The sequence below is a fragment of the Halalkalirubrum salinum genome, assembly GCF_005543295.1.
GTDB classification, from domain to species: Archaea; Halobacteriota; Halobacteria; order Halobacteriales; family Haloferacaceae; genus Halalkalirubrum; species Halalkalirubrum salinum.
The window spans coordinates 8,704-15,755 of record NZ_SRSG01000036.1; the positions used below are offsets into that span (position 1 = coordinate 8,704).

Here is a 7,052-nt window from a genome sequence, read left to right on the forward strand (position 1 = left end):
AGTCGAACAGTTTCAGCGGCGGTGAAACGTATGCGGAGTCGAGTACCGTCTCGACATCAGTTTCGCGCTGGAACATTGCTCTGGGGTTGGCAGCGGCGTTTTTGTGATTCTTGACCGCGATGCGTGCGAGGTCACGCTCGGTCGCATCGGTCTCGTGGAGATATCGCTGTGCGAGCAGGGCGTACTGGCTGGGAGCGGTAACACCAGAGCGTTGCTCGGTCGCGCGATCGAACGCCGCCGACAGGGCGTCGGTCGCGCCGGCAGTTCCGCCGGCAGTCATCTTCTCGACGCCACACGCCAAGACGGCGTCACGGCGCCCGCTCCTGACGTCCTCGACAGCGTGTCGTAACGCCAGGGCGCCGGCGGCGGCACACCCCTCGACGCGCTCGGCAGGGACGTGGCGCAATCCGCACCACTCGGCCATGAGCGTCCCGTACATAATCTGGTGCTCGTAGGATTCAGACTGGTTGCCGACGTAGATCGCATCGACAATCTCAGCGGGGTCAGGCAATCCCTCGAACGCCTCCGTGACGGCGACGCTAAAGAGGTCCCGACCAGTGAGGTCAGTACGGCCAAGCGGGGAGGTCCCGACGGCCGCGATTCGCGGATCTGTCACGCTTGCACCGAGACAAGCGGTGTAGTTAAGTGTTCAGCCCAAAGCTGACAGCGAAAGAACCGAAACGAACTGTGTCACCCCTCGACGTCGCCGTGGGCCTCCCGGAGTTTGACTTTACGGATCTTCCCCGTGGCAGTCTCTGGGAGATCGTCGACGAACTCAACGATGGTTGGGCACTTGAATTTCGCCAGATTGTCGCGAGCAAACTCGATGACACCGTCCTCGGTAAGGTCGGCGCCGTCGGCCGCGACGACGATCGCTTTTGGCGTCTCGCCCCACTCTTCGTGGGGGACGCCGATCACGCCGACGCGTTCGATGTCAGGATGGGCGTAAAGGGCGTCCTCGACCTCGACGCTTGAGATGTTCTCGCCGCCGCTGATAATGACGTCCTTTTTCCGATCCTTGATCGAGATCATCCCGCGTTCGTCGATGCTGGCGATGTCGCCGGTGTGGAACCAGCCGTCGACCCGCCCGGAGAAGGCCTCGCGGGTTCGCTCGGGCTTGTTCCAGTAGCGGTCCATAACCTGGTTGCCGCGGACGATAATCTCGCCCATCGCCCTGTCGTTGGGCGGAATGTCCTCGCCGTCCTCGTCGACGACGCGGAGTTCGGTCCCGAGCATGGCGTGGCCCTGACGAGTCTTGATCGCAAATCGGCCCTCGCTTTCGATCCGGCGCGGCGAGTTACTCGTCGTAATGAGTGGACCGGTCTCGGTCAACCCGTAGACGTGTAGAATATTCCAGCCGAGTTTGTCCTCGACAGTCCGGATCGTGGACTCAGGCGGCGGACTGGCCGCAGTCGCGATTCTGACCGGCTTATCACCGGTCGCTGCAATGTCGTGGGTCTGGTAGTGGTCGATCATCCGATCGAGGACGGTCGGTGCACCACAGAGATAGGTCACATCATGGGCGCGGATGCGATCGAAGGCGTCTCCAGCGTCGAAGTGCCGCTGGCAGACGTGTGTCCCGCCGACGCCGGTGATGACGTAGGGATACCCCCAGCCGTTGACGTGGAACATCGGCAGCGTCCAGAGGTAGGCGTCGTCGTCACTGATCTCCGTGTGATGTGCAGTGATTAGTGCGTGCAGGTGCTCGGTTCGGTGCGTCCGAACGACGCCCTTTGGTTCGCCGGTCGTCCCGCTCGTGTAGTTTATCGTCGCGGGGTCGTCCTCGGAGATGTCCGGGCGCTCGATCTCGCTGGGGTCAGCGTCCGTGATAAGTGACTCGTAGTCCTGCCAGTCACCTTCGACGCGATCGGCTGGATTGGCGACAAACGCTGTGACGGGGACGTTGTCGCGGATTGCCTCGACCTTTGCTGCGTACTCGTGGTCAGCGACGATCGCCTGGGCCCCGCAGTCGTTGAGGATGTACTCGTAGTCCTCAGAGATCAGCCGGTAATTGAGCGGGACCGAGATGGCCCCGAGAACGTTGATCGCAAACAGCGTCTCCAGAAACCAGTGCGTGTTGGGTGCGAGCAACGCCACGCGGTCGCCCGGGTCAATCCCGAGAACCGAGAGCGCTGCCGCCGCACGATCGACCCGGTCGCCGAACGCATCGTAGGTGTACTCGGTACCGTCGTGGGCGATCACGCCAACAGCGTCGCCGTAAACATCAACTCCCCTGTCAAGGAAATCCAGCGTCGTCATCTGTCGATGCATGGTGTGTCAAGACGTAACTGTGATACGTAAAGTTCTTTCTTAACAATTACACTCACTTGGCTCTGCTGAAACCCTCTGCAGGTGACATGTTCTTGGAGACGTGCTGACTCGATGGAAATTCTGCTATCCCATCGGAGCGTGAATCAACTATGGGACGCAAGAGACCGAGCTGTATTCCGTGCATCAAAGCACGTGGTGCTGACTGGTCCGAGTGCGAAAGAAGCCGAGTTATGGGCGTCACAGCCCGGATGCCGCTCCCGGCGGCATCCGGGAAAGCCCGCATAGGTGAATCTCTAGTACCTCAAACGGTGTTTGTTGGTGGGTGAGATAATTGAAATAAAAATGCGTCTATTCCGTGCTCCCCGAAGGGCCGTTCTATCCGATTCCCTCAAATAGTTTACTTTTCTCTCACCGTAGTCTCACAGACAGATTCGAGGTGCCGAACGAGACCGGCAAGAGCGGCGGTCGCCTCGGTTGCGTAGACCTGCTTTGAGCGCTCGTGGTACGCGACCGTCCCGATCTTTTCGAGCGTGTCCAGCAACCTGGTGCCGATCAGCAAGGATAGATCGGATGACATCCGATCTGCTAACACCTCGTTCCGCCGCCTCACGCTCTAATTCGGCTTTCTATCGTAGTGGAATACGAACTGCTACCTGTTTTTTGTCACCCTGTGATACCATTGTATTCCACTGTGTTGAGTTCGGAATACATAGTATTACGTCAGACGATCAGGCAACCTTTTTTCAGCAGACCGTGACCATACCCTGGGCAAGACTTCTTCGTTAGATAACAAGGGGAGTCAACGTCGGAGTTCAAATTACGACCTTCATCAGACGATGTGATACACCTCAAAGAAATGAGAAATAAATAAGTTAGATATAGCCACAACTACACACCATATACTGTCGTCACACCATACACAAAATAAGAACGTCTATTTATAGCCGAGATGCTTAAGACGATCTTCTAATTCATCCTGCTCTCTACCAGTTAACCCCGGAATATCACCAGACATAGATTCAACGGAAGGCAGGGAAGCGGATCGAAGAACGGTCAGGGCCTCATCAGCAATCTCACCATTAGTTTCAACAATCGAATCATCCCGTTGGATAGCATACCCATTATCTGTAGTTACTCTGATCGCATTATTTGATTTCGAAATAATGGGCCGGTATCCCGATTCTATAAACGGGCGAGTGTGGCGTGGTAAGTTCACGTTCCAGTCAAACACCCCAGATAACGTAGCCAACAAATCACCCGTTTGTACTGCGTGTGTATGATTTTCTCCGGCGTATTTGTTGTTCGGATATTTCACTGCTAAAGGAACCTCAATAAGTGAGTCAATCGGATTCGCAGACCAGTCATGTTGAAAAACACCATTTTCTCCAAAGGCTTCCCCATGGTCAGCGAGGAGTATTATCATACTCTGTTCCCATCGACCACTCTGCTGAATTTCTTTGAAAAATTTCGCAATATTTCTGTCTATATATTTAACAATCTCACCATACATTTCCCGACAGAACTCAATCTCTTCTTCTGTGGGTGATGGTAGATCCTTACCTGTTTTGTCAAGCCCCATGCTTCTTATCGCAGGACCGCGGATCTTATTATTTATATGTTTGATTTGTTCACTATCATATTGTGTTACTATATCTCGATCCGTGACTTTTTGCGGATAATATGGATGATGTGGTTCCATAAGATGAACCCAAAAAAACCCAGGTTGTGACTGAATTGAGCTTTCCAACTGTCCCAATATATTCTCAGCAGTTCTACTAGATGATGGTGATAAATCCGGCTGAGTACTCATAGAGTCACGAACAGTTTCCCAAAAGAGATTGTGGACTTTAGTTAGAATATCAGATTTGCCTGCAACCTGTTTTATCTGTTTGTAGATAGATAGCGATGAGGACCCCCCAAGTTTCCGAGTGAATGAATCAAAACCACGATCATATCCTCTATCCGGCCGAAGATGTGGATTGTTGGTTATTGCAAAAGTATAGTCATCGTAAAGTTCAGCTATTGTTGGCACATCAGTTTTTAATTCTCCTTTAGCTTCAACCGGGTATCCTGTGTGTATGCTGGGAAATGATAGGGGTGTTGCAACACCATTTGAATAACAATTTTGAAAATGTACAAAGTCATCGAATCCACTGTTCCAACACTCGGAAAAATACGTTTTGTTAAAGTGATCTCGGCGCAGGGCATCAACAGTGATTAAAAAGACATCATTCATTACTGAGTCATATTCAATCCCATATTAATATAAATTGTGCGTTGTAAGCACCTACTGAATCTGCTGAAGACAGGATCTTGATATAGAAGGTGAGGAAGCTGTAATGCGTCTCAGATTAATAATGGGTGACTTTCAGGCGTTGATCCACTCGCTCGAAGAATATTTTAGGCCGGGCGTGTCAGGGGGAAGTATATAAACCAAGGTCTATATGATGTTTATATGGGGGGACGTTCCGGTATCGAGTCGGTCTCCATCGGGAGCCGAGAGAACCGGAACCAGGACCCACTCTACACCGAGTTCGACATCAGTAACGAGCTCGAACGCCACCGCGACGTATCCCGCTTTATCCGGTCGGGACCAGATGACCCAGACGGCCCTATTGCGAAGTTAGACGAGACGATAGACGAAGCAATCGCGGTTCTAACAGAGCGCTACGACACTGTCCACGACTACGTCCCACATCACCCAGTTGACTGGGCGTCCGAGGACGATCTGATTCACTCCTCGTTCCCCGGGCGCGCGATGTTAAAGGCATACATCCTGAAGCTGGTCTCGCCGGAAATCTCGGGCTTCGACAGCCTACAGTGGACGCTTGAAGGAGACGGAGAAATCGCTGCTGCGATGGGCTTCGACCTAAGGAAGATCCCACACCACACGACGTTCGCCACGCAGTGGTGGGAGCGCTACCGACACGACTTCCGCGAACACACCAGGTACGAGGCCGCGAAAGCTGCGCTCAAGTGCAAACAGTATGGTCTGGAGATCTCCGAGAAGGCCGAGGAACTCATCGACGAGTTCGACCGCCGTGACACGGGTGAGTACCATGACATCCCGGATAAGTACCGGCTGGAGAACGAGGAGCGGGACCGCGTCTTCAATGAGTTCCGCGATCTCTTCAACGGTCTGCTCAACTACGACCGGGGGCCGAACAAGCAGATCCCCGCCGAAGACCTCACCGAGCTGGCCACGTTCACGAGCCGTCGGAACGAGTCGGTGGTCGGCGGGCGCGACGTGTACCTGAAGGAGAACCAGGTCACGGACACCGACTACATGTGTTCCGAGGCGCTCGCAAAGCCGATCCGGAACTTCTCCCGCCGTCTGGCAGAGTTGAACTACGCGAAGACCAACGCCGTCATCCCGGACAAGGAGTGCTACGACTGGTCGGTCAACCCCGAGGATCGGGACTTCGGTGAGGGAGACTCCTGGCACAAGCGCACTGAGAGCGGCATCGAGGAACAGGTGGAGATGCTACAGTCGCGTGGGATGCTCGACCGACCTGTTGATGTCTGTGTTGACGGTGTCGCCCGCGAATACAACAACCGCAACGACACGAACGTAGAGGAACCGGACGGCGTCCTGCACCGCTATCCAAAGTACGACACCGGCTACGCCTACCAGGACATCACGCTCACGGCGATCTACCGAGGTCGGGCCATCGTCCTGGCAAACATCTCGAAAGTAAAAGCCGACAACCGGTTTCAGTGCGTGCGGTACCTGCTCGACCGCGCCCGCGACCTGCTGAACATCAAGGCCGTCTACGCCGACAGTGAGTTTGCGACTGAGAGAATCTGCTCGTACATCACTCACTGCGGCCTCGACTACGTGATGAAAAAGCGCAAGCAGGGGGAAGAGATCAAGGAGTTCCTCAAAGAGGGTGCCGAGGGACGTGCTGATTGGAAACCGTACGAGGTGGACGGCGAAGGTAGTCATGCCCACAAAACCACGTTGCTGGCCCTAGAGAAGAAGTCGAAAGCAGTCACGAAGAAAGGCGAGCAACGCAAGAGGAAAGAGGCAGAAGACGAGGATGAGGCACAGGCGACGCTTACAAACTTCGAACGTGGGGGAGAGAATGTCGAGGGTGATGCGGACGAGGAAGAAGAACCCGAAATCGAGCGCGAGTCCTTCATCACCAGTTTCGACATCGAGGCGCGCGGGGTCAACCCGAACGCCGTCGGTCCACGCCGGGTGAAACACACCGCGTTCGGTGTCGGCCAGCTGTATCGGAAGCGGTGGAGCATCGAGACAGCCTTCCGCGACATCAAACAGAACTTCAAGGCGAAACCGCGGTCACGGTGTCTCGGCGTCCGACGGTTCTTCTTTATGCTGTGCCTGCTGCTGTACAACTGCTGGGTGGTGCTGAACCTCATCGTCGCCAACGAGATGGACCACCGCGACGATGAGGAGATCATCTGGCGGAAGAAGATCTTCATCATCGACCTTCACAACAAGGTCTTCCCGGACGTAGACTTCGGCTGATCAGGCCGGTTCTCACCCTCGGTTCGCCAAAAACGTGAGCTACAGCAATCGCGGTTACCGCCTGTTTTCCGGTAGAATATCTCAGAATAGTTAGATGGGTCCCGGTGGTCGCGTCGATCACTCCGGGGACCACCCCCGAATCAGCTTCTTTCAGTAGTTAGCAATCGTCAAAGAAGGTACCGTTTGAGGTACTAATCTCTGATTTACGCACCGGCGTTCTATCCCGGAGGAGCAAACCATGTACCTTGGAATTGACTTACACAAGCGGTACGCACAGGTGGCAGTATTG

5 protein-coding genes are annotated in these 7,052 nt (G+C 54.6%); 1 reads left to right on the plus strand and 4 read right to left on the minus strand.

The window, feature by feature from the left end; translation table 11 throughout:
- The 4 genes from E5K03_RS12370 to E5K03_RS12385 form a co-directional block, all read right to left on the minus strand.
- Nucleotides 1–616 (minus strand): thiolase family protein (locus E5K03_RS12370; RefSeq protein WP_265338733.1); only part of this gene is annotated, 616 nt, incomplete at its 3' end.
- Nucleotides 617–690: 74 nt separating this feature from the next.
- Nucleotides 691–2,271 carry a long-chain-fatty-acid--CoA ligase gene (locus E5K03_RS12375; protein ID WP_138007135.1) on the minus strand — a complete coding sequence of 527 codons (1,581 nt, stop codon included), beginning with the start codon at nucleotides 2,269–2,271 and terminating at the stop codon, nucleotides 691–693.
- 397 nt (nucleotides 2,272–2,668) lie between these two features.
- A complete protein-coding gene (locus E5K03_RS12380; protein WP_138007136.1) occupies nucleotides 2,669–2,848 on the minus strand; it encodes a hypothetical protein in 180 nt (59 codons plus the stop codon).
- Nucleotides 2,849–3,205: 357 nt separating this feature from the next.
- On the minus strand, nucleotides 3,206–4,507 hold the full coding sequence (locus E5K03_RS12385; RefSeq protein ID WP_138007137.1) for a sulfatase-like hydrolase/transferase: 1,302 nt from the start codon (nucleotides 4,505–4,507) through the stop codon (nucleotides 3,206–3,208).
- A 219-nt stretch (nucleotides 4,508–4,726) separates the two neighbouring features.
- Here E5K03_RS12385 and E5K03_RS12390 point away from each other — a divergent pair, with 219 nt between their 5' ends.
- Complete coding sequence (locus E5K03_RS12390; protein ID WP_138007138.1) at nucleotides 4,727–6,763, plus strand: transposase; 2,037 nt, start codon at nucleotides 4,727–4,729, stop codon at nucleotides 6,761–6,763.
- Nucleotides 6,764–7,052: the final 289 nt, after the last annotated feature.